Annotated in this window: 24 protein-coding genes and 1 other RNA gene; 2 read left to right on the top strand and 23 right to left on the bottom strand. The window is 45.9% G+C overall.

Annotation, left to right across the window (positions count from 1 at the left end):
• Positions 1-9: 9 nt before the first annotated feature.
• The 15 genes from FXV78_RS07370 to FXV78_RS07300 form a co-directional block, all read right to left on the bottom strand.
• Complete coding sequence (locus tag FXV78_RS07370) at positions 10-1,380, bottom strand: V-type ATP synthase subunit B (protein ID WP_004843762.1); 1,371 nt, start codon at positions 1,378-1,380, stop codon at positions 10-12.
• Positions 1,381-3,147 (bottom strand): V-type ATP synthase subunit A, encoded by a 1,767-nt coding sequence (locus tag FXV78_RS07365; RefSeq protein ID WP_004843761.1) that lies wholly within the window; start codon positions 3,145-3,147, stop codon positions 1,381-1,383.
• A gap of 18 nt (positions 3,148-3,165) precedes the next feature.
• On the bottom strand, positions 3,166-3,483 hold the full coding sequence (locus FXV78_RS07360; RefSeq protein ID WP_004843760.1) for a V-type ATP synthase subunit F: 318 nt from the start codon (positions 3,481-3,483) through the stop codon (positions 3,166-3,168).
• Positions 3,476-4,447, bottom strand: a complete 972-nt coding sequence (locus FXV78_RS07355; RefSeq protein ID WP_009245639.1) for a V0D/AC39 family V-type ATPase subunit — start codon at positions 4,445-4,447, stop codon at positions 3,476-3,478. The genes FXV78_RS07360 and FXV78_RS07355 overlap by 8 nt, the downstream gene beginning before the upstream one ends.
• A gap of 53 nt (positions 4,448-4,500) precedes the next feature.
• Positions 4,501-5,094: a V-type ATP synthase subunit E gene (locus FXV78_RS07350; protein WP_004843755.1), complete on the bottom strand. Its 594-nt coding sequence runs from the start codon at positions 5,092-5,094 to the stop codon at positions 4,501-4,503.
• Between the two features lie 40 nt (positions 5,095-5,134).
• Positions 5,135-5,620, bottom strand: a complete 486-nt coding sequence (locus tag FXV78_RS07345) for a V-type ATP synthase subunit K (protein WP_004843754.1) — start codon at positions 5,618-5,620, stop codon at positions 5,135-5,137.
• 2 nt (positions 5,621-5,622) lie between these two features.
• Positions 5,623-7,635, bottom strand: coding sequence for a V-type ATP synthase subunit I (locus tag FXV78_RS07340; RefSeq protein ID WP_004843752.1), 2,013 nt, complete (start codon positions 7,633-7,635; stop codon positions 5,623-5,625).
• 29 nt (positions 7,636-7,664) lie between these two features.
• Positions 7,665-7,976, bottom strand: a complete 312-nt coding sequence (locus FXV78_RS07335) for a hypothetical protein (protein WP_009245641.1) — start codon at positions 7,974-7,976, stop codon at positions 7,665-7,667.
• Positions 7,977-8,234: 258 nt separating this feature from the next.
• Positions 8,235-9,260 carry a sugar kinase gene (locus FXV78_RS07330; protein ID WP_009245642.1) on the bottom strand — a complete coding sequence of 342 codons (1,026 nt, stop codon included), beginning with the start codon at positions 9,258-9,260 and terminating at the stop codon, positions 8,235-8,237.
• A gap of 189 nt (positions 9,261-9,449) precedes the next feature.
• Complete coding sequence (locus FXV78_RS07325; RefSeq protein WP_004843744.1) at positions 9,450-9,950, bottom strand: tRNA (cytidine(34)-2'-O)-methyltransferase; 501 nt, start codon at positions 9,948-9,950, stop codon at positions 9,450-9,452.
• Entirely contained in the window at positions 9,944-11,125 is a 1,182-nt protein-coding gene (locus FXV78_RS07320; protein WP_004843743.1) for an aminotransferase class I/II-fold pyridoxal phosphate-dependent enzyme, read from the bottom strand. Before FXV78_RS07320 ends, FXV78_RS07325 begins: the two co-directional genes overlap by 7 nt.
• Entirely contained in the window at positions 11,125-11,625 is a 501-nt protein-coding gene (locus FXV78_RS07315) for an Lrp/AsnC family transcriptional regulator (protein ID WP_004843741.1), read from the bottom strand. Before FXV78_RS07315 ends, FXV78_RS07320 begins: the two co-directional genes overlap by 1 nt.
• Positions 11,626-11,639: 14 nt before the next feature.
• Positions 11,640-12,677: an AIR synthase family protein gene (locus FXV78_RS07310; protein WP_004843740.1), complete on the bottom strand. Its 1,038-nt coding sequence runs from the start codon at positions 12,675-12,677 to the stop codon at positions 11,640-11,642.
• A 197-nt stretch (positions 12,678-12,874) separates the two neighbouring features.
• The gene (nth, locus tag FXV78_RS07305; protein ID WP_004843738.1) at positions 12,875-13,501 is read right to left on the bottom strand and encodes an endonuclease III; all 627 of its coding nucleotides are present in this window, start codon (positions 13,499-13,501) and stop codon (positions 12,875-12,877) included.
• A complete protein-coding gene (locus FXV78_RS07300; RefSeq protein WP_009245643.1) occupies positions 13,498-15,258 on the bottom strand; it encodes a B12-binding domain-containing radical SAM protein in 1,761 nt (586 codons plus the stop codon). Before FXV78_RS07300 ends, nth begins: the two co-directional genes overlap by 4 nt.
• A gap of 52 nt (positions 15,259-15,310) precedes the next feature.
• Here FXV78_RS07300 and ffs point away from each other — a divergent pair.
• An RNA gene (gene ffs, locus FXV78_RS07295) (signal recognition particle sRNA large type) lies at positions 15,311-15,573 on the top strand.
• A gap of 30 nt (positions 15,574-15,603) precedes the next feature.
• On the opposite strand, the gene tadA is transcribed toward ffs, so the two are convergent.
• On the bottom strand, positions 15,604-16,086 hold the full coding sequence (tadA, locus tag FXV78_RS07290; protein WP_009245644.1) for a tRNA adenosine(34) deaminase TadA: 483 nt from the start codon (positions 16,084-16,086) through the stop codon (positions 15,604-15,606).
• A 95-nt stretch (positions 16,087-16,181) separates the two neighbouring features.
• Here tadA and FXV78_RS07285 point away from each other — a divergent pair, with 95 nt between their 5' ends.
• Positions 16,182-16,997, top strand: a complete 816-nt coding sequence (locus FXV78_RS07285; protein ID WP_004843734.1) for a DUF6128 domain-containing protein — start codon at positions 16,182-16,184, stop codon at positions 16,995-16,997.
• Here FXV78_RS07285 and FXV78_RS07280 read toward each other — a convergent pair.
• From FXV78_RS07280 to FXV78_RS07250, 7 genes are all read right to left on the bottom strand, one after another.
• Positions 16,990-18,402, bottom strand: coding sequence for a deoxyguanosinetriphosphate triphosphohydrolase (locus FXV78_RS07280; protein WP_004843729.1), 1,413 nt, complete (start codon positions 18,400-18,402; stop codon positions 16,990-16,992). The two genes, FXV78_RS07285 and FXV78_RS07280, sit on opposite strands and share 8 nt — an antisense overlap.
• 13 nt (positions 18,403-18,415) lie before the next feature.
• Complete coding sequence (locus FXV78_RS07275) at positions 18,416-19,084, bottom strand: hypothetical protein (RefSeq protein ID WP_004843726.1); 669 nt, start codon at positions 19,082-19,084, stop codon at positions 18,416-18,418.
• Between the two features lie 173 nt (positions 19,085-19,257).
• Complete coding sequence (locus FXV78_RS07270) at positions 19,258-20,049, bottom strand: M15 family metallopeptidase (RefSeq protein WP_004843725.1); 792 nt, start codon at positions 20,047-20,049, stop codon at positions 19,258-19,260.
• Positions 20,037-20,678 (bottom strand): 4'-phosphopantetheinyl transferase family protein, encoded by a 642-nt coding sequence (locus FXV78_RS07265; RefSeq protein WP_004843722.1) that lies wholly within the window; start codon positions 20,676-20,678, stop codon positions 20,037-20,039. Before FXV78_RS07265 ends, FXV78_RS07270 begins: the two co-directional genes overlap by 13 nt.
• Positions 20,679-20,682: 4 nt before the next feature.
• Positions 20,683-22,302 (bottom strand): bifunctional diguanylate cyclase/phosphodiesterase, encoded by a 1,620-nt coding sequence (locus FXV78_RS07260; RefSeq protein WP_004843721.1) that lies wholly within the window; start codon positions 22,300-22,302, stop codon positions 20,683-20,685.
• Between the two features lie 237 nt (positions 22,303-22,539).
• Positions 22,540-23,451 carry a thioredoxin-disulfide reductase gene (gene trxB / locus FXV78_RS07255; protein WP_004843717.1) on the bottom strand — a complete coding sequence of 304 codons (912 nt, stop codon included), beginning with the start codon at positions 23,449-23,451 and terminating at the stop codon, positions 22,540-22,542.
• 26 nt (positions 23,452-23,477) lie between these two features.
• Entirely contained in the window at positions 23,478-25,856 is a 2,379-nt protein-coding gene (locus FXV78_RS07250; RefSeq protein WP_004843716.1) for a ribonucleoside triphosphate reductase, read from the bottom strand.
• Between the last annotated feature and the right edge of the window lie 7 nt (positions 25,857-25,863).

The following is a 25,863-nucleotide window of genomic DNA, read 5'->3' as shown; positions in this document are numbered from 1 at the left end:
GCATAACATTTATGCCTGATAATACTGATCCAAAAACTTGTCGTCGATACGCTTCAACTCGGTTCTTGGCAGCATGGAAAGGAGTTTCCATCCGATATTCAACGTCTCTTCAATGCTTCGATCCGTATTGTATCCCTGAGAAACATATTCTTTTTCAAATGCATCTGCAAATTTTGCATACATCAGGTCAATCTCAGTCAGCGCCGCCTCTCCCAGGATCACCATCAGCTCTTTTGCATCTTTTCCGCGTGCATAAGCTGCAAACAACTGATTCATGGTATTGGAATGATCAGCTCTGGTCTTGCCCTCTCCGATTCCTTTGTCTTTCAGACGGGAAAGGGACGGCAGTACATCGATCGGAGGTGTCACGCCTTTTCGGTACAGCTCCCTGCTCAAAATAATCTGTCCTTCTGTAATATATCCGGTCAGGTCAGGGATTGGATGGGTTTTGTCATCCTCCGGCATGGTCAGGATCGGAATCATCGTGATACTTCCCTTTTTGCCGTTCTGACGCCCCGCACGCTCATACATCGTGGCAAGGTCTGTGTACATATATCCCGGATATCCACGTCGTCCCGGCACTTCTTTTCGTGCTGCAGACACTTCACGCAGCGCATCCGCATAGTTGGTGATATCTGTCAGAATGACCAGCACATGCATATCTTTTTCAAATGCCAGATATTCCGCAGCCGTCAGCGCCATTTTCGGCGTTGCGATTCGCTCAATGGCCGGGTCATTTGCCAGGTTTACGAACAGAACCGTTCTGTCAATGGCTCCGGTCTCCTTAAAGCTCTCCACAAAGAAGTTGGACTCTTCGAAAGTAATTCCCATCGCAGCAAATACAACCGCAAATTTTTCATCCGTTCCCAGTACTTTTGCCTGTCTTGCAATCTGGGCAGCCAGTTTTGCATGGGGCAGTCCGGATGCTGAAAAGATCGGCAGTTTCTGTCCACGTACCAGTGTATTTAATCCATCGATCGCAGAGACTCCGGTCTGGATAAATTCCTCCGGATAGCTTCTCGCGGCAGGATTCATCGGAAGTCCGTTGATATCCATCCGTGCCTGCGGCAGGATCTGAGGTCCATTGTCAATAGGACGACCCAGTCCGTCAAATACACGGCCCAGCATATCCTCAGATACACCAAGCTCCATGCTTCGTCCTAAGAATCTGACCTTACTGTTGGACAGGTTGATTCCTGTGGAGCTTTCAAACAACTGTACCAGTGCATCGCTTCCATCGATCTCCAGCACCTTGCACCGTCTTGTCTCACCGCTTGCAAGCTCGATTTCCCCCAGTTCGTCATAAGTTACATTTTCTACACCGCGCACCAGCATCAAAGGTCCGGCTACTTCCTGTATGGTTCTGTACTCTTTTGGCATTTAGAAGCCCTCCTTCCCCTGTGCAGCAGAAATTTCCGCATCCAGTTCCTGATTTACTTTCTCGTATTCTGTATCCAGATCGTCCTCGTGCACATATTTAAAACGTCCGATCTGCTCTCTGACCGGCATATTGATCAGATCCTGCAAAGATGCACCACCTGAAAGTGCCTCCACTGCCTTCTCATAAAATGCCATGACCAGCTTCATCATCATATGCTGTTTTTTCAGCGAAGTATACGTATCGATCTCATGGAAAGAGTTCTGATGCAGGAAATCTTCACGGATGGATCTGGCCGCCTCCATTTTCAGCCGGTCACCCGGTGAAAGAGCATCCATACCTACCATTTTTACGATCTCCTCCAGCTCTGCCTCTTCCTGCAGAAGTGTCATCATCTTCTGACGGCCTTCCATCCAGTCAGATGCCACATTGGCATTGAACCATGTCTCCATATCATCCAGATACAAAGAATAGCTGTTCAGCCAGTTAATTGCCGGGAAATGCCGTTTGTAAGCCAGTGCGGAATCCAGTCCCCAGAATACTTTCACGATACGAAGCGTTGCCTGAGAAACCGGCTCGGAAATATCTCCACCCGGAGGGGATACCGCACCGATTACAGAAAGCGCACCTTCTCTTCCATCTTTTCCAAGTGAGATCACATGTCCGGCTCTCTCATAGAACTGCGCCAGCCGGCTTCCCAAATATGCCGGATACCCTTCTTCACCCGGCATCTCCTCCAGACGTCCGGACATCTCACGAAGGGCCTCTGCCCAGCGGGATGTAGAATCTGCCATCAATGCCACCGAGTATCCCATATCACGGAAATATTCTGCGATCGTAATCCCGGTGTAAATCGAAGCCTCACGGGCTGCCACCGGCATATCCGATGTATTTGCGATCAGAACCGTTCGCTGCATCAGAGACTGGCCTGTCTTTGGATCCTTCAGCTCCGGAAATTCATTCAGAACATCCGTCATCTCATTTCCACGCTCTCCACATCCGATATACACCACAATATCTGCCTCTGCCCATTTTGCAAGCTGATGCTGAATGACAGTTTTACCGCTTCCGAACGGTCCCGGCACGGCTGCCACACCACCCTTTGCAATCGGGAAGAACGTATCGATCACACGCTGCCCGGTTACAAGCGGCATCTTCGGCGGAAGCTTTCTCTGATACGGACGCCCTTTACGGACCGGCCATTTCTGCATCAGGGTAAGCTCTCTGTCCTCCGTATCAGTGGCAACAACGGCAACCACTTCCTCAACCGTAAATTCTCCTGCTTTGATCTCTTTGACCGTCCCTTTTACTCCATAAGGAACCATGATCTTCTGCTGTACCACAGGCGTCTCTTGGACCGTACCGATCACATCTCCTTCTTCGACTTCATCTCCGACTTTAACAGTCGGAACAAACTCCCATTTCAGATTTCGTTTCAGAGACGGAACTTCCACACCACGCTTCAGACTGTTGCCTGAAATTTTCATGATATCATCCAGCGGTCTCTGGATTCCATCGTAAATGCTGGTAATCAGCCCCGGTCCGAGTTCTACGGACATTGGCACTTCCATGGATTCCACCGGCTCTCCCGGTCCGAGTCCGGATGTCTCCTCATATACCTGAATAGACGCCTCGTCTCCGTGCATCTCTATAATTTCGCCGATCAGTCTCTGCTTACTTACACGCACGACATCAAACATATTCGCATCGCGCATTCCAGAGGCAATGACCAGCGGTCCTGCTACTTTTTTAATTACGCCTTTACTCATTGCCGAATCTACCTCCCATTATTCCTGTGAGAACAGGATATCCGAACCGACTGCCTGCTCCACGGTTTTTTTCACGCCTTCTACACCTGCTCCTGTATTGCCGGATACACCCGGTATCTGAATGATGGCAGGCATGACCTGTTCTTTATATCGCCCGATCTCTTCCGGCAGTTCTGCCGCCAGAGCCTCTGTAATGTAGATAATCCCGCACTCCAGGGCCAGCTGGCGCAGTTTTTCTTTCCCTTCTTCGGCATCTCTGACAGGGCAGATCGAAAGACCCAGTGTCTGGAAGCCGTAAATGCCGTCATAATCTCCGATTACTGCTATCTTATCCATACATCTCCCTGATCCTTTCCCGAATTGCCTCCTCCGGAAATTGATTCTGTTTTCCGGTCAGAATGATTCGAACTGTCTTGATCTCATTTTCCCGCGCCACAATATATGCCACCAGCGGTCCCACAGAAAATGCCTGATATTTCTGCGGTCTCATGGTTTCGATCATCCGGTTGTCACACCACCGCTCAAATGCGGACGGTGACTCTGCCAATGCTTCTGCCCCACCTGCATAGGCAGTTGTGAGCAGATAATCCCGGATCGCATCCATGCCGTTTGCAGCTGCTTTTGCCAAAAGCTCCACCTGAACTGTATCGCAGGGTGCCAGAGCACGCTTTAAAAACTCCTGGCTTTTTCCTGTTTTCTGAGAACGGACTGCAATCTTGATATCTGCGATTGCTACCGCAGACTCTGCATAATCACGGATGATCGCATCCTCTGCGTTTCTTCCGGCCTCAGAAATCGCTTTCAGCGCTGCCCGATCCACGATCACATCACACAACTGTCCGTCACCGGTATGAAGCAGCACGTCATACGCTTCCTGAGCTGCCTCTGACATTGCCGGCGGAAGACGCCAGAATTCTTTATTCTTTACAATCTCCAGCATCTGCGCCCCGGGAATGGAACAATCATTGTAAAAAACATTCCGATCCTCTGTCCCTGTACATACTGCTTTGATTGCTGCTTTTACATTGTGAAACACTTTTGTGTAGGACATCACATCAAAAACAGACAAATCCGGAGCGATATCCGAGATCACTTCCCAGATTTTCTCCTCTTCCCGCTGCAGCATCTTCACCGGATCGTGTGCATCCGCCGGATCTCCCCATCCCTTCTCGCTCAAAAGCTGAAGGCACTGTGTTTCGTTCTGACACGCCATCAACTGTTCAATGACACTTTGTGTCAACAGAGAACTCTCCAGCGCCCGTATGCGCGCAACCGCGTAGATATATTCCAATTCATTCAAGACGAATCCCTCCTTCTCGCTTTCTTTTGCTGCCTGCAAAAAACGGCTGCGCTCTATACAAATAATATTTTCTGTACAACATCCGACAATTCATCCTGCTTTGTGTGGAACATTGCCCTGATCGTACAATTTTCTTCAATCCCGCCATAAACCAGCACAAATCCGCCGTCCATATCCTTCGGTTCTTTCGAAACCACAAGATGACCGCCTTTTTTCTGTGCCGTCTGTTCAATCACGTCCTCAAATTTCTGCGGCATACGCGCAAGATCCGCAGCAGAAAAATAGATTGTTCCCTCCTGCGGAAGTGCATATGTTTCCAGCAGCTTCTGAAGCATCTCAAAGTATGATTCCGGTTCCAAATGCAGTACCTGCTGATATGCCTTGTTAAGAACCTCCTGTATCACTTCCTGTTTTGCCTGCAGAAGAGCCTGCTTTCTCTGCATTTCACTGGAAGATGCAATGCGCTGTGCATAGTCTTTTGTCTCGTCTTCCGACTTTTTAGCCATGACTGCGCTCTGTTCCTCCATCTGCTCTCTTGCTTCTCTTAAAATCTCTTCCGCCTTTGTCCTGGCTTTCGAGATCTGTTCTTCCGCTGAGTGATTCGCTTCGTCCAGAATCTGACGTTTCATATTCTCTAATCCACTCATCCTTCATGCTCTCCTTTTTCGTTCACTTTGGCTCACTCATTTACACCTGAATTCCGCTGACAGCCAGGAAAGAGATCAGAAGTGCAAGGATTGCATAAGTCTCTACCATCGCCGGAAACAGCATTGCTTTACCAAACTGCTCCGGTCTTTTTGCAATGATCCCGATCGATGCTGCGGCTGTCTTTCCCTGCGATCTTCCGGAAATCAGACCTACAATTCCGATCGGAAGGCAGGCTGCCAAAATCAGAAGTCCGGTTGTCACATCCACCTCTGCAAGTCCTCCGCCAAGAATTCCGATTTTAGACAATGTGATAAATCCAATCAGAAGACCATAGAGTCCCTGTGTACCAGGAAGAAGCTGTAAGATCAATACTTTCGCGAATTTACCTGGATCCTCTGTTACAACACCTGCTGCCGCCTGACCTGCGATTCCAACTCCGATCGCAGAGCCTGCACCTGCGAGAAGTACTGCAATTGCCGCACCACAAAGTGCATACACGATTCCTAAATTTTCCATAATGCTCATAACTAAGATTCCTCCTTAACATCTACATATTTTGTATCCGGGGTGAACGGATGAAATGCTCTTCCGCCTCCCTCGTAAAATTTTCCGAAAAACTCCACAAACTGCAGACGATTCGTGTGTACATATGCTCCCAGCAGATTGATTGCCAGATTCAGCGTATGCCCGATTACAAAAATAACGAGAAACAAAATCACGCCTGCAATATTGTTTGGCAGCATGCTGCCCATCTGATTGATCACCGATGCGATTACTCCTGTTGCCAGTCCCAGCGCCAGCAGACGGGAATAGGACAGCACATCACTGAGCCATCCGGTAATGTTGTACAGATCATAAGCACCAAGCGCAAGACGCAGCGCCGGATTTTTCTTGTCCCTGCCGGACATCAGCAAAATTCCCACCGCACCCGCGATCGCCAGTCCCTTTGCCACCAGGTTCACTGCATCCGGAAATACAATCTGTATCTGCGAGATCGATGAAAAAATCTCACTCGGAAGCAGCATCAGGATCAGCCCGATCAAAAGCATAAACCAAAGTACCACATCACAGAAGAAATCCATGATCTTCTTCTCTTTCAGGCACATATATCCTTTGATGCCAAGTCCCACAAACAAATGGATCATACCAAACAGCATCGAATACATCAAAAGCTTCATCGGGTCATTCAATGGAATGAACCAAAGAGCCGGCACCGTTATCGTTGTTCCGAAAAACTTCTGGGATACAATATCTACAATATTCCCAAAATATCCGCCAAACAGAATTCCCCAGATCAGTGTGGAAATTCCGCAGTACATAAACATCTTGATCGATTGATACATTCCCCGGCTCATCCGCGGGAATTTTTTTAATAATACGAAACACGCCACTGCAATGATGGCGCCATACGCCGCATCAGAAAGCATCATTCCGAAGAAAAATACATAAAAGAATGACATAATCGTCGTCGGGTCAAATTCTCCTCTCTTCGGAAGTCCATAGGACTCCACAATTCCTTCCATACTTGCGGAAAATGAATTGTTGCTTAAAAGCGTTGGCGATTCTTCATCCTCTTTGATTTCTTCAATATCAATGACGCACGTAAACTCCTTCGTCAGACTCTCTTCAATGCGTCCTGTATCTTTTGCCGGAGCATATCCTGTAATGAAAAATGCCCGTTCTGACTGCGGCAGCTTTCCGAGCACTTCGTATTTTTCTGCCCGCACCCTGTAATCATCTGCAAGAATCCGGATATTTTTACGCTCACCGGCAAATGACCGTACCTCTTTTTCAATTTCCAGAATGCGCTCTTTGCACTCCCGACATGTTTGTTCCAGCTCCGCCTTCACTGCCGCAGGCTCTTTGTCCCATATCTGGGACGGTCTTGCAAATCCACGGCTTCTCAATACTTCTTCCAGCTTTTCTGCATCCTGTGTAAGACAAACAACCGCCAGATACACGGTATCCTTATCCGAATAGATAACGGACACATCCACACCATCCACTTCCGGTGCATCCTGTGCGAGCATCTGATAGATCTCTTCCAGCGTGGCAAGCGGCATGGTTCCGATCAGCATCACTGTATGTGCCGTACCGCCATAATTCATCGGTACATGAAGATCCATCCACGGAGTCAGACTTTCCATACTGTTCTCCAGCTTTAGGATACCGGCTTTTTGTTCTGCCTTTTCTTTATCCAGCGCAAGGATCCTCTTGACTGTACCTAAAAGTTGTTCCTTCTGATCCACCACTTTTTCATAATCACCCGCTTCGATCAGCGCCTTCCCTTCCAGTGCAGAAAACATCGACTTCTTCTCCGGCGCATACCGATCCAGAATTTCCAGTGCCTGATCTGAAAGTAAAGCGCTCTTTTCTAATTCCATTCGCTCCTGTCTCGTATCCATCGTTGTAAAATCAGGATCCTCCTCCAGAATCTGGCTGATCTCCATCACCTTCATCCTCTGAAGCTTTTCCAGAACTGCTTTTCGATCTTTTTTCAGGGCGCAGATACTGATTTTTTGCATCTGCAGTACCGCCATAGTGCACTCCCTCCTTTTTTAATTTCTTTTCACAACACTAACTGAGAAATCACTGCACTCACTGCCTCCGCTTCTTTCTGGACAGCAAACTCCTTTAACACCTTGATTTCTTTCTCTGTCTGCACACGGGCCTCTTCCTGAAATACCCTAGCTTTTTCTCTGGCATCCTGCATCGCATCCTGTGCAGAAATCCGGTGTGTTTCTTCCTGGGATTTGATCATACGTTCTGCCTCTTGTCTGGCATCTTCCAGAATCTTCTGGCTTTTTTCCCCAGCTTCTTTTACAATCACATCTGCCGCTGCTTCGGTTTCACGGATTGCTTTGATTGTTTCTTCCACCATCGATTCTTCACCACCTTCCTTTACTTCCCCATTACAATGCAACTATTCTATGCATTGCGCATGAACTTAATGTCATTATACCGCAAAATGTAATAATGTCAAAATATAAATCCATATCATTCTATTTTTCTGTTAATTTCGAAATCTTCATAAAATATGCTGTTTTCTTCTCGTGCTGCAAACTGCACACATCTACATTAGTATTCACAAAAAACAGGACAGGCATTCTCCAAATAAAAAGAATGTCTGTCCTGTTTTTTATCTGTCCATTTCCAGTTCCGGTCCTACATGCTTGTGATTTCGAATGATTGCATCCATCTCTCTTTTACTGCAGGATGGAAGATCTCCTTTGATCGTATTCTTCACTGCTCCTGCCGCATTCCCATACTCCAATGCTTTCTGACAGTCAAAATCATACGCAAGAAGTCCGTATAACGCCCCCGATACATACGCATCTCCGCTTCCAATCCGGTCTACGACTTCAATGTTGCGATATGGCTCCTCTTCGTAATAGCAATCCTCTTTCGCACTGTAGATTACTGAACCGAACGTATGCTTTTTCGGACTGTGTACGATTCTCTGTGTAGAAGCCACCACAGAGATCGGATATTCCTGTGTGAAGCTCTTCATGATACGCTTCGCATCGCCTTCTTTTAAGAATGTCAGCCTTGCGGTCTCTTCTGAGCAGAAAAAGATATCCACATACGGAAGAATCTCTTCAATACATGCTTTCGCCTCCGGTCCTGTCCAGAGATTTCCACGGAAATTCACATCAAACGAAATCAGTGTACCGTTTTCCTTAAATCGTTTGATCATCTCGATGGCAGTACGGCGGATATTTTCACTCAATGCCAGTGTGATCCCGCTTGTGTGGAAACATCTGGTGCTCTGGAACATCTCCTTTGGCAGTTCTTCCAGACTGATCTTGTCAAAAGAAGTGTGTCTTCTGTCATACACCACTCCCGGCTTTCTCGGATAAGCACCATTCTCATAGTAGTAAATCCCGAGACGGGCATCCTGACTGTCATCATATACCAGAAAATCATCGCTTACTCCGCAGAAACGTACCTTATCTTTTGCATAGATTCCGAGTGCATTGTCCGGCAGCTTGGAGACAACGCCTGTGCGAAGCCCCAGAATCGAAACTCCCGACACGACATTGAGCTCTGCACCGCCAACCTGCTTCTGGAATGTCTCCCCACTGACGATCCTTTCATTATCCGGCGGGGATAATCTCAACAAAATCTCACCTAATGATAATAAATCAAATCTGTTGTTTCCCATCTTGATTCCTCCTGACATTCTTTCCTATCGATTTTAGTTTCATATTGTGAAACTGGTTTTTATATTGTGGAACTGTTTATTTGAATTATACTACAACAAGCAAGAGATGTCCAGATTTACATTGAAAAAAATGATCTTACTGCATCATTGCATATAAGACCATTTTTTCCTGATTTTCTCTATTTCATTCTATTGCTGTTCCCAGCTCAGCTCATGCAGATGTCCTTCCAGATTCATATGCGCAAAATTCTGCTGGCGAAGTGCTTCATACAAAATAATGGCAACTGAATTTCCAAGATTTAAAGACCGGATGTCTCCCACCATGGGAATCCGCACGCAGTCCTCTTTATGGTTCACAAGAATCTCTTCCGGAATGCCGGCGCTCTCTTTTCCAAACATGATATAGCAGTCCGGCTCATACTGTACTTCCGTATAGACTTTCGGAGCCTTTGTTGTCGCCATGTAGATTTTTGCTCCCGGATTCTTCTCCAGAAAATCCTCAAAATTGATGTACGTTCTTACGTCCAGATCTGCCCAGTAATCCATCCCCGCACGCTTTAATGCTTTCTCGTTGAGACGAAATCCCAGCGGCTCGATCAGATGCAGTCTGGTATTCGTAGCAACACAGGTTCTTCCGATATTTCCTGTATTTGCCGGGATCTCCGGCTCATGTAACACGATATTTAACATGATGCTTTATCCTCATTTCTCAGTTTTTCAATAAAGCGCTCCAGTCTTCCCAGCGCCACCTTCAGATCTTCCAGAGAATATGCATAGGAAATACGCAAGAATCCCTCTCCACACTCTCCAAATGCAGTTCCCGGTACGACTGCAACTTTTTCTTCCATCAAAAAGCGGGTTGCAAATTCTTCCGAAGTCATGCCGAATTCACTGATATTCGGGAACACGTAAAAAGCTCCGAACGGCTCAAAACATTCCAGTCCCATTCTTTTGAATTCATGCATCAGGAAACGCCTTCTCTGATTGTAGGATTTTCTCATTTCCTCTACTTCATCTCCGCAGTGGCGCAGTCCCTCGATCGCTGCATACTGACTGTTTGTCGGCGCACACATAATGGCATACTGATGCAGCTTTACCATCTGCTCAATGATCAGCTTTGGTCCGCAGCAATATCCCAGACGCCATCCTGTCATGGCAAAGCCTTTGGAAAATCCGTTGATCACAATCGTTCTCTCCCTCATCCCCGGCAGAGCTGCAATTGAAACGTGATCTCCCTGATAACTTAATTCCGAATAGATCTCATCGGAGAGCACGTACAGGTCATGCTCTTTGATAAACTCTGCCACCGGCTCCAGATCTGCTTTTGTCATGATCGATCCGGTCGGATTGTTCGGAAACGGCATCACCAGAACTTTTGTCTTCGGCGTCACTGCTTTTTTCAGATCCTCCACTGTCAGCTTAAATTCATTTTCGTACTGAAGCGGAATGATCACAGGCACGCCATCTGCCATGATCGTACATGGAAGATATGATACATAACTCGGCTGCGGAATCAGAACCTCATCTCCCGGATCCAGCATACAGCGAAGTGCCACATCAATGGCCTCACTTCCGCCGACTGTCACCATGGTCTCTTGCATCGGATCATAAGATACTCCGATTTTCCGCTCCAGATAGCTGCAGATCTCTTCTCTTAGTTCTTTGAGTCCTGCATTGGATGTATAAAATGTACGTCCCTTTTCCAGAGAAAAAATGCCTTCCTCACGGATTCTCCACGGCGTATCAAAATCCGGTTCTCCAACACCCAGAGAAATCGCATCCTTCATCTCATTTGCCACGTCAAAAAATTTACGGATGCCGGACGGCTGGATCTCTACGATCTTTTTTGATAATGGATTTCTCATTACGGTGTCACCAGCATCCTTTCTGACTCACTTTTTGAAGAAAGGATCGTTCCGTGGTCTTTATATTTCTTCAAAATAAAATGAGTCGCTGTACTGATCACTGAATCCAGAGTAGAAAGTTTTTCTGAAACAAACTGCGACACTTCTTTTAAAGTCTTTCCTTCCAGAGAAACCAGAAGGTCATAGCCGCCGGAAATCAGATACACTGCATGTACCTCCGGATAGTTGCAGATGCGCTCTGCAATCTTGTCAAATCCCTGACTTCTCTGCGGTGTCATACGCACTTCGATCAATGCTGTCACAAGCTCCACACCTGCTTTGTCCCAGTCGATCAGCGTGTGATATCCACAGATTACTTTGTCTTTCTCCATCTCTGCAATCTCATTGGCAACTGTCACCTCATCTGTTCCAAGCAGTACTGCCAGTTCTCCAAGATTGGCTCTGCTGTTTTTCTCTATATAGTATAAAATTTCTTTTCGGATCAATTCTCGCTTTTCCATCGTTTTTATTCTCCTTATTCTGATCTTACCTCTTTTTGTGCCTGCTCTTCCCACCAGCGCATCAATTCATCCGGAGCAGGTCTGTCCAGATAACGCACTTCGTCTCCGCTTGTGATTACTTTTGCATGATCTGCCGTTGTAACCCCAAGCACACTGGCTCGTGCCCCACTCTCTTCCAGACACCGCACAAGAGCATTGCCGTCTCTGGTAACCATCAGAACCGTTCCTGCGGAAGTCATCTGATACGGATTCAGGTGATAATATTCACAGACTTCCACACATTCCTGCCGAATTGAAATCCGGGACATTTCAATCTGCATTCCCACATTTGCCGCCTCTGTCAGTTCCCAGAGAGACGCCAGGATTCCACCGCTTCCAATCTGCTGCATTGCAGTCACCAGTGGTTCCCCTTTTGGTGTATTTTCCTGCTTCACACTGCGAAGCGCATGGAAAACCTCCAGTTCTGATTCTATCCCCTGGATCTGACGCATAAATGCCGGAACAAACCGCTTTGAAAGCTCTTCTCTCTTCTCATCGAAAATACGCAGTACGCCTTCTGCTGCGATCGAACCACAAAGTACGATTTCCTGATTCGGCTCCGCCTGAGCAAGCGTACGCAGCTGTCCTTTTTCCACACTTCCTGCCGCAGTCACCGATACCACGGACTGGCTCACTGCAGGACTGGTCTCTGCCTTTGCACATGTTATTGCAATCCCCCAGGATGCACACCGTTCTTCCATACAGCGGAACATCTCTTTTAACCGCGACTCATAAGCATATGTTGGCAGAATCACCTGTACCGAAACACCAATTGCCGAAGCCCCCCTTGTCTCCAGATCCAACACGGCACGCATGATCGCATATACCCCGATATTTTTGGAATTTCCAGAAACTACAGCCGAAGCAAAGACCACATCTTCTGTGTCCCTGATCTGTACCGCAGTACACATCTCTTCCACCGAAAGGTCTGTCAGAATCTCTTTTCTTTTTGTATGCAGTTGTTTCAGTACAGAACGTTTTAAAACTGTCTGTGATACATTTCCAACTTTCATCGTTTCCGTCTCCCTTAACCCTCTATGTTCCTGTTCGCAACAGCCACTTTTCTATACCAGATATGGCAGGATCATCGTCGCGATCATCGCAACGACCAGTACCAGCGCTCCGATCGCAATCACTCTTTTGACTCTTTTATCATTAAAATCCACTGTTTTCACCTCTTTAAATTCTCATACCCAATGGGTATTTTAGGTTACATTTTAAACTCTTTGCAGTATTTTTGCAAGAAGCACTGCTCACATTTTGGACTTCTTGCCGTACAAATCGACCGTCCGAAAGTAATGATCTGAATATTATATAAGATCCAGTGATCTTTTGGCAGTTCTTTCATCAGATCCGTTTCAATCTTTTCCGGATCTTCGTTTTTTGTCAGGCCAAGGCGTCTGGATATCCGTTTTACATGTGTATCTACCACCACACTCGGATCATGATAGATGTTTCCCCGGATCACATTCGCCGTCTTTCGCCCGACACCTGCCAGAGAAGTCAGATCCTCCAGACTCCTAGGCACTTCACCACCGAATCTGTACAGCAGATCTCTGGTACAGGCAATGATATTTTTCGCCTTATTGTGGTAGAATCCGGTCGGCTTGATATCTTGTTCCAGCTCTTTTAAATCCGCATTGGCAAACTTCTCCAGTGTATCATATTTCTGAAACAGATCTGCCGTCACAATATTTACTCTTGCATCCGTACACTGTGCACTCAGCATGGTTGCAATCAGAAGCTGCCACGGTGTCTCATAATTCAGATAACAGACGTACTCCCGTCCATACTGCTCATCCAGAATCGCTAAAATTTCTTTTGTCCGTTTTTTCATACATGATCAGACGAAGTCTGCCCGCCGCAGGCATGTGTTGGATGCCCGGATGGGTATGCCTCGTCTCCTCCTTCTACCCAAAATACGCTTGCCTGATTCGTCAGAACATTCCGGTTCCGGTAATCAAACACGTAGAGATTTCCATTGATCTGCTCCAGATGCGTCATTTTCCGAAGCTGTCTCTTATCATATCCTTCATAGCCCTTCAAATACCGGCGCTCTTCTGCCTCTTTTTCATAAAATGCAGAAGCTTTTTGCTTATCAACGCTGACTTCACCTGCAAACTCCGGTCTTTTTTTCACATTTTCCCGTAAATAGAGATCCAGTATCAACATCTGCCGATAGTTTTCCACATTCTTTTCTACACATGCTTTGATAAATGCAAATAATACTTCATATCTTGTAATTCGGGAGTGATTTATCATATGCAGTCCGTTTTCTTCATAATAACGGCTCAGACTTTCATACAAAGCAAACGTATCTGTAAACTCTTCCTCTAATAATCGAAGTGTATTGACAAACTGTCCGCTGTTGTAATAGACCTCCACCATCTCTTCCACACCTTTGAGACGGATCACGTCATCATAGGAGAGCCACTTTGTAGAAAGCACTTCAAACGGCGGCCGATCCTGATATAAAAGCTGATAATCTTCCGTCTTTTCATGCATATAGGAACCTTTTAACACCTTCAGGAATCCAAGCTGGAGCTGCTCCGGATGCAATGCATAGACATCACGGAAGGACTGTGCAAAACGCTCATAATCTTCATACGGCAACCCGGCGATCAGGTCGAGATGCTGATGTACGTTTCCTTTTTCCTGCACTCTTTTTACAATCCGCTTTACTTCCTCAAAGTTCATCTTTCTGCGGATTTCCGTGATCGTCTCCGGATTGGTGGACTGGATTCCGATCTCCAGCTGGATCAGCCCCGGACGCATGGACGCGATCAGCTCCATCTCCTCTTCATTTAACAGATCTGCTGCCACCTCAAAATGGAAATTCGTCTTTCCTCTGTCATGCTCTTTTAAGTATGTCCAGATTGCCATGGAATGACTGTGCTTACAATTGAAGGTGCGGTCTACAAACTTCACTTGCGGCACTTCGTGATCAATGAAAAACTGAAGCTCCTTTTTGACCAGTTCCAGATTCCGAAAACGGAGACATTTATCAATCGAGGAGAGACAATAGCTGCAGGAAAACGGACATCCGCGACTGGATTCATAATAAATGATCTTATTCTGAAAATCCTCAATGTGATCATACACAAACGGCACTTTACTCAGATCCATGACCGGGCGCGGCGGGTTCTGCCGGCAGGTTCCATTCTCCCGGTATACGATACCCTTGATCGTATCCAGACTTTCCCTCTCCTGATTCCAATATTCCATCAGTTCCAGAAAGGTCTCTTCTCCTTCCCCGCACATGACACCTGTCACCTGTGGATATTGCTCCATCACAGAAACTGCATTGTAAGACACTTCCGGCCCGCCAAGCCAGATCTGCATCTTTGGCAGCACTTTGTGAATCTCTGTGATCAGCTGCTCCACATATAAAATATTCCATAAATAGCAGGACAGACATAGAATATCCGGTTTTTTCCTGTAAATATCAGACAAAATATCATCCATCGTCTGGTTAATGGTATATTCTGCAATCTCTGTCTGCTGTGCATATTTTCCCGCATAGGCGCGCAGACTGTACACCGCCAGATTGGAATGTATATACTTTGCATTGATCGCTGTCAGTAAAACTTTCATAAAAACCTCCATATCCGTTGACATTTGAATCAAAACCATGTAAAATTAAAAACCGTGCAGCCGGGGTGTTAGCGGTACCTTGTACCTGCAATCCGCTATAGCAGGGGTGATATTACGCAGAGGGTGCAGCATTGCATAGCTGCCCTCGGAAAGTGGCGTTGAGATTTGGGTCCTACGCGACGGGAATCTGTGAACCGTGTCAGGTCGGGAACGAAGCAGCACTAAGCAGAACCTCTCGGGTGCCGTAGGGGTGCCTGGGTTGAGTTAACTACCGAGGTAACGTATGGGGTGATGCATTCGAAGCGTAATGCACGAATGATTTTCCGCAAAAACAGGAAGTTTGAGTTATTCAGACTTCTTTTTTTTATCTTTTTGTTTCTGACGCAGTTCCTTAAAAAACTGTTTCATCATCCCACTGCACTGTTCTTCCAGAACTCCCGTTGTCAGTTCCACCTGATGATTGAACTCTTTCATATCCAGAAGATTCAGGATCGAACCCGCGCAGCCCGCCTTGGGATTCATACACCCGACTACCACCCGTTTGATCCGCGCCTGCACGATCGCTCCGGAACACATCTGGCACGGCTCCAGTGTCACATACATGGTGCAGTCTTCCAATCGCCAGTCATCCATTTTTTTGCTTGCTTTGCGGATCGCCTGCAGCTCCGCGTGAGCCAGTGTGTTCTTATCCACTGTCCTTCTGTTATATCCGCGTCCAATGATCTTATCCTGATACACGATCACACAGCCAATGGGAACCTCCTCCAGAGCGTATGCTTTTTTTGCCTGACGGATCGCTTCCCGCATATATTTTTCATCCTGATTCATAATGTTTCCTCTTTCCAATTTCTCTCTGCCCTGATCCGGTTCTTTTTTCCCACACATTGAATACATTAGAAGAAAGACAAGACCTGAGGTATTATATGACACCCGGTATCTATTATTTCTATGAATATCAAGCGGACAAAAAAATTCGAAATGTAGGCTTTTTAAAACTGACGCAGACTTTTCAGTCCTGTCATCTCCAGATCTCCATCCGGCAGATTCCTGCTGCATCACAGGAAAAACTTCCTCTGTCCATGTTCTTTTTCGAGAAAGACAAACCCCGGAAAAAAACTGTGGCAGAGCTTCCCACACAAAATCAGTGTGTATCCTGTCGTGTCACACTTTCAGAAGCTGACTTTCCACCGAATCTGACATTAGCGAAGCTCCATGGTTTTCTTCTGCAAACCGCAGACGGCAGATATTTCGCCGCTTCTACAGGCAACCGGCCATTTTCTGTAAACCTTCTGACTGACTGGATGGAACCCGCCCCCTGCCAGGAGCCGGACTCGGAATCAGAATCTATACCGGCTCCAGAACCTGAAACCCCATCTGTCCTTGCAGAAGAAAAAATGTGCGAGCCGCCAGAAGAAACCGCACAACCTTGCGAACCGACTTCCCGCATACGCAAACTCAGTTATGAAGATCTCTCCTCCCTGCAAAAACCATTCTGGCGGCTTGCCAACAACAGCTTTCTGCTGCATGGATACCACAACTACCATCATCTTCTTTTACTGGAAGAAGACGGACATCAGTGGCTTGGTGTTCCCGGTATTTATTCTCCCCGTGAAGCACATGCTGCCGAGTTATTCGGATTTCCTCAGTTTACGAGAGAATACCATCAAAAACTGGCGCTCTCCGAAGACGAATGCAGCACGGATAAAGACTTCGGCTACTGGTGCCGCTGTCTTAAATAATCCCGTTCATATCCTGATACAGGCGCTTTGCATAGCTGTCTGTCATCCCACAGACATAGTCTGTCACCAGAAGCAGGCGGAGATACAGCTTCTCTGCCTCGCTCTTTCCTTCTGCCTGATAACTGTAAGCCTTTTTATAGTTATCTGAAATAAATGACAATACCCGGCTGTCAATGGCATTTAACTCCCTGTCGGTATCATAGTACAAAACAGCCTGAATCATACGCTCCATCAAAAAGTCCAGGATCACTGCTTCTTTGACTTCCATCCGGTAAATTTCTCTGGAGGAGAATACATACCGGTATGCGATATTACCGAGACATTCCATCAGTTTTTCTCCAAAGGTACCGCGAAAGAGATCTCTTTGAAACGTCCCTGCCATGATTTCTTCATAGTGATCCATAAATCCTTTTGTCGCACAGTCGATCAGAAATCCCTGCGCGCGAATGATCCAGTTCTTGATGGCATAAGCCTCCGGATTTTGAACACCCTTTTCCTGACCTCTCTGATACAGTTCTTTCAGCTTTAAAACTCCGTCAAACCCGGAATCTGGATATTGCTCATTCAGACATACGAGTTCTTCTTTAAACGCATGATACGACAGAAATCCTTTTACAAATGCATCTTCGATATCTGCCGTCTTATAAGCCAGATCATCCGCAGCCTCAAGAATATAGGTCAGAGGATGACGGCAGTTCCCTGTCTTCGTCTCCTGCGTGATCTCCTCAAATATCTTCTCATCTGCCAGAAAATATCCCATCTTCTTTTCTCTGATATTCCCGGAATCCGGATGGACCTGTGTGGACGAAACCGGATATTTTATAATCGTATTGAGCAGTGCATAGGTCAGATTCATCCCGTACTCATCCACCAGATAATGAAGTCTCGTTACCAGTCGGAGTGCCTGTGCATTTCCCTCAAAATGATAGAAGTCCTCTTTCATCTGCGGACTCAATATCATATCCAGAGTCTGTCTCTTATAATGCAGTTCGGGAAGCTTCCGCACAAACCAGTCCCGGATCGCCAGCTCCCCGAAATGCCCGAACGGCGGATTGCCGATATCATGGATCAGCCCGGCACATTCCAGAATATGAGAAATATCCTCCTTCATCTTCCGGGTAAACTTTTGATCCGCTCCACGCTCCAGGATTGCTTCACCGATATTCTGTCCCAGCGACTTGGCAAGAGAAGACACTTCCAGAGAATGCGTCAGTCTTGTCCGTACAAAATCGCTCTGATCCAGAGGAAATACCTGCGTCTTATCCTGCAGTCTCCGAAATGACGCACTTCCTATGATCCGATGATAGTCCTTTTCAAACTCACTGCGGAAATCCGATTTTTTCGCATTCTGTTTCTTTCCGGATCCCCGCATCCGCTTTTCAGATAATAAGGTCTTCCACTCCATAGACAGCCTCCTTTTAATCCAGATAAACCGGCGGCACATACTCCCTTCCAAGCATCGCTTTCTTTCTCTCCTGCTCTCCAAGAAATGCCCACTCTGTCATATCTTTCCACTTATGAGTCCTTCTGTCGTATACCTGAACATATCCGATCCGACTCGGATGCATTCTGACACTGTTGGACTGGTACTCATGACCTGTATATGGATTGATATCACCCACAGACAGATCTTCTCGTTTTGCATCCTCTTCTTCCGCCCGCTTCATCACGGAAGAAATCGGAATATCCTTTGCGATCTCCTCGATGGTACGCTCCTGATTCTCTTCTTCCTCATGTGGCTTTAACTCTTCCAGCGGAAGCTCTATCTGCATCTCTTCAAGTGTCGGCTCTCCATCCTCTAATTTTCCTTCTTTTCTGCGCATCTCTTCTACGGTACGCAGATCCGCAGGCGTCAGTTCAGCAGATTCTCCGCCTAAAATACTCAGCTGAAACGGACAGTCTAAGATCGACGCGATCATCCGCATATCCTGCTCCTGAAAATTGTCTCTTCCCAGTCTCTGCGTCAGATTCTGTCTGGACATTTTCATTCCGGTCTTTTCTTCTATAATCTCCGCAAGTTCCTTTATGGTCATGCCTTTTCGGCTCAATACTACCTTGACCTGTTCTCCAAATGTAAGATCTTCCATGCTCTTCCTCCTTCTCGGATTTTTACATCAGACAGGAAATGTTTTTATTTCCCGTCACCCAACTTCTCTCATTGTAGCAAATCCCATTTTATGCGTCAATCGCAAAGCCTGTTTTTCCGCTATAGAAAGAAAAGAGTTTCTATCCCGGCTTGCGAAATAAAAACTCTTCCTGCTTATTTTTGTATCTGTGCCAGATATTCTTCCAGCGTAATTCCTTTTTCCATGATCGCCTTTGCAGCCTCTTCTCCCACATAGCGGTAATGCCACGGCTCATAAATATACTGGGTTATATCTGTCTTATCCTTCGGATAACGCAGAATAAATCCATAATTCTGGCAGTTCTTCATCAGCCACTGCTGCTCTTGCGTCTGTGCCTGTGTCTCATCCAGTGTCTGGTTCGACTCAGATGTGATATCCAGTGCAAGCCCCGTTGCATGTTCACTTGTTCCCGGAACTGCTACAGACTTTTTCGTCTCATCGTAAGAATCTAAATACGAATATCCCTGACTGAGCCATGACTGCATGGTATCATTGAACACATTCTTCTGATCATCATACGAACGGTATGCTGAAATGATCTTCAGATTCATCCCCGCTGTTTTCGCATCCTGAAGCATTTTATTTACAGACTCTACAATCCGGGAGTCTACTTTATGATCTTCATCATCTACAGCCGTCAATTCCGGTGAATAGTCTGCTGCAAGCGGATAAGAACTGTTCACCAGGAGCAGATTCCATTCATTTGACTGCAGGTTTACTTCTTTTTGCTCATTCTTTGCTTCCTTCAGCTGCTTCTTCAAAGATTTCGCTTCTTTTTCATACTTTGCCTTGACAGTTTTGATCTCATCATTTTTGTCATGCATCTTGCTGTTTGCTGCCAGAAATGTGAGCAAAATCCCTGCTGCCGCTCCAAGGATCATCCCTGTGATCAGTATTTTTTTCGCTTTTCGATTTACTCTTGCCATATTTCTTTTAACTCCATTTGTATTCTAGAATCTAACTCTGAATCGTTCGAACAGACTGCGATTCGATAAGGAAATCCTTCCAGAGGGTACTCACAATAATAATATGTCTCTTCAAACTCCTCCGGCTTTTTTATCAGCCTGGGTGGATTCGAAAGCAGGATCTCAAACGATGACATCTTCAGTGCCATTCCCTTTCTGGTCGCTTTCATGAAACTTTCTTTTAGTACCCAGTATCTGCAGAACTTTTCCGCTCTTGCCTCTTTTGAATCACATCTGAAAATATCTTCATATTCACTGCGGCAAAAAAAACGTTTTGCTAACTCCATTCTGGCCTTTTGGACTTTCTCAATATCACATCCAAGCTGTACGCCCTCTCTTGCATCAGTGTCGATCGAGCACAGCACATAATCCCCGGAATGCGAAAGATTGTAAACTGCCCGGTCGGAAATTTTGTACCGCTTTCTGATCTCCTCCAATAAAAGCCATGCCCCTGCACTCTGAGCCCTGTCTTTCTGAAACAACAGCTTCCTTGCTTTCTCTTGTCGAAACGCAGGAAGTGCTGCAAAATATTTCTGATAACATTCCTCATCATACAGTGCTCTGATATCTGCAAGCCAGGTACGTATCATACTTTTATCCTTTCAGGTAACGGACTTCAAATGTATCAATCGTGATCGGCTTGTTAAACAGGCTTCCCTGTACACAGCTGCAGCCAAGTTCTTTCAATACATTCAGCTGGTCTCTTGTCTCCACACCACTTGCTGAAACCGGTACTCCCAGCTGACAGCAGGCATCTGTTACTGCTTTTGCCACACTCTGGCTTCGGCCGTTGCCTACAATATTGGTCACGATACTTTTATCTATCTTCAATCCGTCAAATTCCATGATCGTCAGAATCGCTACTGTGGATTCTTTTGCCCCGAAGTGGTCCAAAATCACCCGCACATTGCTCTTTCGAATCTTATTACTCGTCTCTGCAAGCATCTCCTGATTCATATCACTGTAAGACTCTGAAACTTCTACTTCCAGATACTCACAGGACACATGATACTTCTCGATCAGAGCTGTCATTTTTTCTGCTACATCTATCTGTCTGAGCGTTGCTCCCGCAAAATTTACAGCGATTGGGATCATCGGCAAATCTTCCGACTCCCATCTGCGCAGCGTCTTACATACTTCTTCAAACACATACAGATCCAGATAATGAGACAGCTTGGTCTCTTCCAGAAGTGTCAGATATTTTCCCGGATTCATAATACCCAGATCTTTGTGGTGATAGCGTACCACTGCTTCTGCTCCGACTACTTCCTCAGTATCTACATCCACTTTCGGAACCAGACAGACAATAAAATTGCCATTCTCTATATCGCTGAGCAGATCCTGTTTGATGATAGGCTCATGATGCCCCTTTTTCAAATTCTTATAATACTTCTGCTTCTCTTCACGCATCATACCTTCTGCGCGGCCGATCAGCTTTTCTGCATCAATATCCACTTTCTCCCAGGCATAACCGACAGATACCAGTCCAAGACTGATATTGTCCAGTTTATGATGTGCATCGTTCACGCTCTTGATAAATGTATCATATGTCGCATCCTCTACCGCTACCAGATACTCATCTCCGGTCATTCGGAACACCAGAGAGCTGCGGAAATGCTCCTCCAGCACTTCACCTACACGGATTACAACCTCATCCCCATATTCATGTCCAAATTCCCGGTTAAAGTTCTTCAATCCATTGATGTCCACAGATACTGCTCCCAGTGATTTGTGCTCTTTTTTCTGTACGTCCGACATATATCTGACGAAGCTGTTCCGGTTCATCAAACCAGTCAGATCATCATGATAACTCAGATATTCCTGCTGCTTCTGCATCTTCTGCAAAAGAATAGACTGTGAAATATATGGAAGGAGAGACCTCATAAAAGAAATCTCACATCCGCCTCTGTGTACCCCTACCGCTGCAAGAACTGCCGTAATTCCATCTTCCAATGGCTGAGAAACACTGTAGTCTGCTTCTGTCGTATCCGTGATATCCTGTCGGATCCACCGCGGCCACTGTTCTTTATCAAGCATCTTGATCTTATCCCGCTGCCACGGCACGAATTCAGCACACCACTCATAGATTGTAAGAATCTCTTCTTCATCTCTCTCGATATAATACACATATTCTGAATCGTAGTAATCGCGTATCGTACCGAGCACGTCATTCATAATCTCCAGGATCGAACGCTGTTTATAATTCTCACTCATAGTTTCTTTCCCCCGATATCATCCTGCTCCGTTGGATATAAAATTTAAGAATACTCCATTTCTTGCTCATCCACGGAAACACATATAGTTATTTTATAATAATATCTTTTAAAATGCAAGAAATTGTGAGTTTGCGAAAAAGATACAAAAAAATGACCATACAAAGAAAGTGGGAGCCTGTTCTCTGCATGATCATTTTGGCAATATTTTGGTTTTATTTTGATTTTCTTAATTACCTTAAAAATTCATTGACAGATACTTACAAGCCGCCAATGCCGCCACACTTCCATCTGCCGCTGCAGTTGTCAGCTGACGCACTTCTTTTGTCCGGCAGTCCCCGGCTGCAAAGATTCCCGGATGAGATGTCATACAGTCCTCAGATGCCAGAATAAATCCATTTTCATCCAGGCGTACCAGACCGTCAAAGATTTCATTCTGCGGAATCTGACCGATTGCTACAAAAACACCGGATACCGGAATATGGAAGTCTTCTCCTGTCTTTTTATTACGCAGGAACAATCTTTCTACCATGAATTTGCCTTCAATATCTTTGACTATGGAATCCAAAACAAACTCTACATTGTCTTTTTCTTTCAGTACGTCTACCAGATTGCTTTCCCCACGGAATTCATCCCGGCGATGTACCACATATACTTTATTGCAGTAATTCGAAAGGAATTCTGCATCCTGCAGAGCGGTATTTCCTCCACCGATCACTGCTACATCTTTCCCGCGGAAAAATGCGCCGTCACAGGTCGCACAATAAGAGACGCCGGAACCGGCAAGCGCCTCCTCCTGTGGGATCCCCAGATGCCGGTGAGCCACTCCTGTTGCAAGGATCACGGCCTTACATGGATATTCTTTCTGGTCTGTCACGATGATTTTGATCCCGTTTTCCTCACGTACTTCTTTTACACGCTCGGAAGCAGTCTCTGCTCCCAGCTTCATTGCCTGATTCAGCAGATTCATAGAATACTTGCTTCCGCTGATACTCTCCAATCCCGGATAATTCTCTACTTTCGGTGAATTTACAATCTGTCCTCCAAAATTCAGTCCTTCGATCACCAGAGTCCGTTTTCCTGCACGCTGTCCATAGATAGCTGCTGTCAGACCTGCTGTCCCCCCTCCGATAATTCCAATATCATACATATCGAGTTCCTCCGTTTTCTATTTTTCTATCGTTTTTCTGCAAATGCCCGGATATTGGACGCATTTGCAAGTTTCTGTACACCTTCTTCTTTGATCACGATCAGTGTCGGCGCCTGCATGACGCCATATTTTCTAACCAGTTCTTCATTTTCTCCCGCATCAACTACTTCATAAGAAATATTGGCTTTTTCCAGGGAATCTTTTGCAAGCTTACAGTTCGGACAGGTCTTCGTTGTAAAAAGAAGTACTTTTCCTTCCTCTGTATTCACCTCTTCGAAAATACGCTGTTCTTCTTCCTGTTCTGTCTCCCTGAAATTCTCCTGCTTCACGTGAGAGTGTTCTACATCATACACTTTTCGTTCCTTAAATTCCTGCAGTTTTCCATCATTCCAGTTCTTGACCGGACGATAATAACCGGTAATTCTGCTGTATACCTCTGTTTCTTCTCCACAAATCGGACAAGTATACTGCTCTCCGGAAATGTATCCATGATTCTTACAGATAGAATATGTTGGAGACATTGTATAATACGGCAGCTTATAATTCTCTGCGATTTTTCTGACCAGAGCTGCCGCTGACTTCCAGTCCGGAAGTTTTTCTCCCAGGAATGTATGGAATACCGTTCCTGATGTATACAGCGTCTGCAGCTCATCCTGAATATCCAGTGCGGCAAATACATCCTCCGTATAGCCAACCGGCAGATGAGAGCTGTTTGTGTAATATGGTGTTCCACAGTCCTCTGCTGCTGTAATGATATCCGGGAACTGCTCCACATCATGTTTTGCCAGGCGGTATGTGGTAGATTCTGCCGGAGTTGCCTCCAGGTTATACAGATCACCATATTCTTCCTGATAGTCGGACAGCCGCTCTCTCATGTGATTCAGAACATCTTTTGTAAACTTCTGCGTTTCCGGATGCGTCAGATCTTTACGGATCCATTTTGCATTCAGTCCTGCCTCATTCATTCCGATGAGCCCGATTGTAGAGAAATGGTTATCAAAACTTCCCAGGTATCTCTTTGTATACGGATACAGCCCTTCATCCAGAAGCCTGGAAATCACCACTCGTTTGATATGAAGTGATCTTGCGGCAATATCCATCATTTTATCAAGTCTCTCGTAAAATTCTTCCTCATTTTTCGATAAATATGCAATTCTCGGCATATTGATCGTCACAACACCAACGGAACCTGTGCTCTCTCCGCTTCCGAAAAATCCACCGGATTTCTTGCGCAGTTCCCGCAGATCCAGACGCAGACGGCAGCACATACTGCGCACGTCGCTTGGCTCCATATCACTGTTGATATAATTGGAAAAATACGGTGTTCCGTATTTTGCGGTCATCTCAAATAACAGACGGTTGTTCTCCGTATCCGACCAGTCGAAATCTTTCGTGATGGAATACGTCGGGATCGGATACTGGAATCCTCTTCCCTGTGCATCTCCCTCGATCATCGTCTCAATAAATGCCCGGTTGATCATATCCATCTCTTCTTTACAATCACCATATGTAAAGTCCTGTTCTTTCCCGCCCACGATCGCCGGCAGATTGGCGAGGTCATTTGGAACAGTCCAGTCCAGTGTGATATTCGAAAACGGCGCCTGTGTTCCCCATCTGGACGGAATGTTCACCCCGAAAATGAAAGATTCGATGCATTTTTTCACTTCCCGATATGTCAGATGGTCTGCTTTTACAAATGGTGCAAGGTAGGTATCAAACGATGAAAATGCCTGTGCTCCTGCCCACTCATTCTGCATGATTCCCAGAAAATTCACCATCTGATTGCAAAGAACACTCAAATACTTCGCCGGAGCAGATGTGATCCTGCCCGTCACACCTCCCAGACCTTCCTGTATCAGCTGTTTTAAAGACCAGCCTGCACAATATCCGGTCAGCATAGAAAGATCGTGGATATGAATATCCGCATTCTTGTGTGCTTTTCCAATCTCCTCATCGTAAATTTCTGACAGCCAGTAATTGGCTGTGATCGCACCGGAGTTGCTTAAGATCAGACCTCCGACAGAATATGTCACGGTAGAATTCTCCTTGACACGCCAGTCTGTCACCTTCACATAACTGTCTACAATCTCTTTGTAATCCAAAAGTGTAGAATTCAGATTTCGGATTTTTTCTCTCTGCTTGCGGTACAGGATATATCCCTTCGCAACATCTGCGTATCCTGCTTTGATCAGAACAGACTCTACACTGTCCTGAATGTCCTCCACTGCAATTTTATGTTCTTTTATCTTCGGTTCAAAATCTGCAGTCACTTTCAGTGCCAACAGATCAATAATATCCTGATTATACTCTTTTTCTCTGGCTTCAAACGCTTTTCGTATCGCCTCGCTGATCTTGGTCAGATTAAATTCTGTTATTTCCCCGTCCCTTTTTGTGACTTGATACATGTTTCGT

Origin of the sequence: Mediterraneibacter gnavus ATCC 29149 (genome assembly GCF_008121495.1) — a bacterium.
Lineage (GTDB): Bacteria > Bacillota > Clostridia > Lachnospirales > Lachnospiraceae > Mediterraneibacter > Mediterraneibacter gnavus.
Note: the sequence above shows the minus strand (reverse complement) of the source record. Positions and strands in the feature narration are given on the sequence as shown.

Bases quoted from the DNA above. Each gene is read 5' to 3' on its own strand.
- FXV78_RS07370 (WP_004843762.1), bottom strand. From the start codon at position 1,380: ATGCCAAAAGAGTACAGAACCATACAGGAAGTAGCCGGACCTTTGATG.
- FXV78_RS07365 (WP_004843761.1), bottom strand. From the start codon at position 3,147: ATGAGTAAAGGCGTAATTAAAAAAGTAGCAGGACCGCTGGTCATTGCC.
- FXV78_RS07360 (WP_004843760.1), bottom strand. From the start codon at position 3,483: ATGGATAAGATAGCAGTAATCGGAGATTATGACGGCATTTACGGCTTC.
- FXV78_RS07350 (WP_004843755.1), bottom strand. From the start codon at position 5,094: ATGAGTGGATTAGAGAATATGAAACGTCAGATTCTGGACGAAGCGAAT.
- FXV78_RS07345 (WP_004843754.1), bottom strand. From the start codon at position 5,620: ATGAGCATTATGGAAAATTTAGGAATCGTGTATGCACTTTGTGGTGCG.
- FXV78_RS07340 (WP_004843752.1), bottom strand. From the start codon at position 7,635: ATGGCGGTACTGCAGATGCAAAAAATCAGTATCTGCGCCCTGAAAAAA.
- FXV78_RS07335 (WP_009245641.1), bottom strand. From the start codon at position 7,976: ATGGTGGAAGAAACAATCAAAGCAATCCGTGAAACCGAAGCAGCGGCA.
- FXV78_RS07330 (WP_009245642.1), bottom strand. From the start codon at position 9,260: ATGGGAAACAACAGATTTGATTTATTATCATTAGGTGAGATTTTGTTG.
- FXV78_RS07325 (WP_004843744.1), bottom strand. From the start codon at position 9,950: ATGTTAAATATCGTGTTACATGAGCCGGAGATCCCGGCAAATACAGGA.
- FXV78_RS07320 (WP_004843743.1), bottom strand. From the start codon at position 11,125: ATGAGAAATCCATTATCAAAAAAGATCGTAGAGATCCAGCCGTCCGGC.
- FXV78_RS07315 (WP_004843741.1), bottom strand. From the start codon at position 11,625: ATGGAAAAGCGAGAATTGATCCGAAAAGAAATTTTATACTATATAGAG.
- FXV78_RS07310 (WP_004843740.1), bottom strand. From the start codon at position 12,677: ATGAAAGTTGGAAATGTATCACAGACAGTTTTAAAACGTTCTGTACTG.
- nth (WP_004843738.1), bottom strand. From the start codon at position 13,501: ATGAAAAAACGGACAAAAGAAATTTTAGCGATTCTGGATGAGCAGTAT.
- FXV78_RS07300 (WP_009245643.1), bottom strand. From the start codon at position 15,258: ATGAAAGTTTTACTGACAGCGATCAATGCAAAGTATATACATTCCAAT.
- tadA (WP_009245644.1), bottom strand. From the start codon at position 16,086: ATGAATCAGGATGAAAAATATATGCGGGAAGCGATCCGTCAGGCAAAA.
- FXV78_RS07285 (WP_004843734.1), top strand. From the start codon at position 16,182: ATGACACCCGGTATCTATTATTTCTATGAATATCAAGCGGACAAAAAA.
- FXV78_RS07280 (WP_004843729.1), bottom strand. From the start codon at position 18,402: ATGGAGTGGAAGACCTTATTATCTGAAAAGCGGATGCGGGGATCCGGA.
- FXV78_RS07275 (WP_004843726.1), bottom strand. From the start codon at position 19,084: ATGGAAGATCTTACATTTGGAGAACAGGTCAAGGTAGTATTGAGCCGA.
- FXV78_RS07270 (WP_004843725.1), bottom strand. From the start codon at position 20,049: ATGGCAAGAGTAAATCGAAAAGCGAAAAAAATACTGATCACAGGGATG.
- FXV78_RS07265 (WP_004843722.1), bottom strand. From the start codon at position 20,678: ATGATACGTACCTGGCTTGCAGATATCAGAGCACTGTATGATGAGGAA.
- FXV78_RS07260 (WP_004843721.1), bottom strand. From the start codon at position 22,302: ATGAGTGAGAATTATAAACAGCGTTCGATCCTGGAGATTATGAATGAC.
- trxB (WP_004843717.1), bottom strand. From the start codon at position 23,451: ATGTATGATATTGGAATTATCGGAGGGGGGACAGCAGGTCTGACAGCA.
- FXV78_RS07250 (WP_004843716.1), bottom strand. From the start codon at position 25,856: ATGTATCAAGTCACAAAAAGGGACGGGGAAATAACAGAATTTAATCTG.